Raw genomic sequence first — 2,693 nt, forward strand, 5'->3', positions numbered from 1 at the left:
CCTGAGATTCTGATTGTGAACCCGCAGTTTGAAGGATGGTTTGATCTGGAGGCTTTCAAACAGCAATATGCGCGGCAGGATATGAAGATCGTTTCACTGATCTGTACGGTGGTAGATGCCAATCAGTTGAAGGGTTATGACGAAAGCATCAATCTGTTTGATGACCTGGATGCGGTGGCTCACAAGATCTCGACACTGATGAATGTGAACGAAGAGGAAGATAGCGACCAGAATTCGTTAAGTCAGCGGGAAAAAGAAATTATCGGATGCGTTGTACGCGGAATGACGAACAAGGAGATTGCCGAACAGCTTTTCATTTCCGTTCATACCGTCATTACGCACCGGCGAAATATTACCCGCAAATTACAGATTCATTCTGCTGCCGGACTCACCATTTATGCCATAGTGAACAAACTGGTGGAACTGAGTGAAGTGAAAATGAATTTGTAGGATATCGGCAAAGGGAAGGCCGCTTGAGGCAGATTGAAATACCAACAAATAGGTATTGTGGAAAATCAGGGAAACCTCTACCTTTGCAGTGTTAGTCATATTGAAATTACGTAAACCACAAAAGTAAAAGAAGTTAGTTATTAGTTGAGCGCGCCCTGCGAAGTGATTTCGCGGGGCGCACGCGCATTCGGCTCCCGGAGACCGGACAGGAGAGTGTCTGAAGCCCGTAAGAGCATGTTTGGGGACCGGCCGCATGATGCCTCAGAATCGACCGCACGTTGGGACAGAATCGACCGCACGATGAGGCTGCATCGAGCGGTCGTTTGGGCTTCATCGACTGCACGCTGAAACCGCATCGTGCGGACAATGAAATTGCGTTAATTCGCGTTAATCTCTTTTCTCTTTTATTTGAAAAAACTCCCTACTTTTTCTCTTTTTCGTGAATTAAACCTACTTTTGCCATCGGAAAACTAATAACTGAGACTAATGAAAGTAGGATTATTTATTCCCTGCTATATCAATGCTGTCTATCCGCAGGTAGGAGTTGCATCGTTTAAACTTCTGAAAAGCCTGGGGGTGGATGTCGACTATCCGTTGGACCAGACTTGTTGCGGACAGCCCATGGCGAATGCGGGGTTTGAAAATGAAGCCGTTGAACTGGCGCGGCGTTTTGACCAGTTGTTTGAGAAGTATGATTATATTGTAGGACCGTCTGCCAGCTGCGTGGTTTTCGTACGTGACAATTACGGAAGACTGCTGGCTGAGGAGAAACACCGTTGTGCCAGTGAGGGCAAGGTGTATGATATCTGCGAGTTTATTCATGACGTGGTGAAGCCGACATCTCTGCAGGCTTCGTTCCCTCATAAAGTAAGTATTCAGAACAGTTGTCATGGCGTGCGGCTGATGCACCTTTCTTCGCCCAGTGAACTGAATATTCCTTATTACAACAAGCTGCGTGACTTGCTGTCGCTGGTCAAGGACATTGAGATCGTAGAGCCTGAACGCCCTGACGAATGCTGTGGCTTCGGAGGAATGTTTGCCGTGGAAGAACATGCCGTTTCCGGTCAGATGGGCCGTGATAAGGTTCAGCGTCATCTTGCGACAGGAGCCGAATATATTGTCGGAGCAGACAGCTCTTGCCTGATGCATCAGAATGGTATTATTGCGCGTGAAAACTTCCCGATCAAGACGATTCATATTGTTGAAATTTTAGCTGCCGGACTATGAGTACGAAACATTCAAAAGCTGCTGAGACCTTTTTGAAAAACCGGAGTCTGGCAGCCTGGCACGATGAGACCCTGTGGATGGTACGTGCCAAACGAGACAAGATGAGTAAGGCTGTTCCCGAATGGGAGCATCTGCGTGATATGGCCTGTGCCATTAAGATGTACAGCAACAGTCATCTGGACCAGCTTCTGGTCGAGTTTGAAAAGAATGCGAAGGCTAACGGTGCCCATGTCTATTGGGCCAAGGATGCCGAAGAATATTGTTCCATCGTGGCACGTATTCTGGAGGAGCATCAGGTGAAACACTTCATCAAGAGCAAATCCATGCTTGCTGAAGAATGCGGACTGAATGAATACCTTGAGCAGAAAGGCGTGGAAGTGGTGGAAAGTGATCTGGGAGAACGTATTCTTCAGCTGATGCATAAGAAACCGAGCCATATCGTGCTGCCGGCCATTCATGTGAAGAAGGAAGAGATCGGTGAGCTGTTCGTGAAGGAAATGGGTACGGAACCGGGCAACAACGATCAGACCTACCTGACTCATGCTGCGCGCAAAAACCTGCGCCGGAAGTTCATTGAGGCCGAAGCTGCCATGACCGGAGCCAACTTTGCCGTGGCTTCCACCGGTGAGTGTGTGGTTTGTACGAACGAGGGAAATGCTGATATGGGAACTTCCCAGCCCAAACTTCAGATCACGGCTTTCGGTATGGAAAAGATTGTTCCTGACCGGGATGCGCTGGGAGTCTTTACCCGTCTGCTGGCCCGTTCGGGTACCGGACAGCCTATTACGACTTATACTTCCCATTACCGCAAACCGCGTACGGGAGGTGAACTGCATATTATTATTGTTGACAACGGCCGGAGCCGCATTCTTGGAGATCCGGATCATGTCAAGGCTTTGAACTGTCTGCGCTGCGGTGCCTGCATGAATACCTGTCCGGTGTATCGTCGGAGCGGCGGTTATGCATATACTTATTTTATTCCGGGACCGATCGGTATCAATCTGGGTATGCTGAAG

3 protein-coding genes are annotated in these 2,693 nt (G+C 48.6%); all 3 read left to right on the plus strand.

Annotated features, from left to right (window positions below; genetic code table 11):
* On the plus strand, positions 1-450 hold a 450-nt coding region (locus BACCOPRO_RS02315; RefSeq protein WP_008140530.1), incomplete at its 5' end, for a response regulator transcription factor.
* 486 nt (positions 451-936) lie between these two features.
* Positions 937-1,677: a (Fe-S)-binding protein gene (locus BACCOPRO_RS02320; RefSeq protein WP_008140535.1), complete on the plus strand. Its 741-nt coding sequence runs from the start codon at positions 937-939 to the stop codon at positions 1,675-1,677.
* Positions 1,674-2,693: lactate utilization protein B (locus BACCOPRO_RS02325; protein ID WP_008140537.1), on the plus strand; the 1,020-nt coding region annotated here is incomplete at its 3' end. The genes BACCOPRO_RS02320 and BACCOPRO_RS02325, both read left to right, overlap by 4 nt.

It is taken from the genome of Phocaeicola coprophilus DSM 18228 = JCM 13818, from assembly GCF_000157915.1.
In the GTDB taxonomy this organism is placed as follows: domain Bacteria; phylum Bacteroidota; class Bacteroidia; order Bacteroidales; family Bacteroidaceae; genus Phocaeicola; species Phocaeicola coprophilus.

Bases quoted from the DNA above. Each gene is read 5' to 3' on its own strand.
- BACCOPRO_RS02320 (WP_008140535.1), top strand. From the start codon at position 937: ATGAAAGTAGGATTATTTATTCCCTGCTATATCAATGCTGTCTATCCG.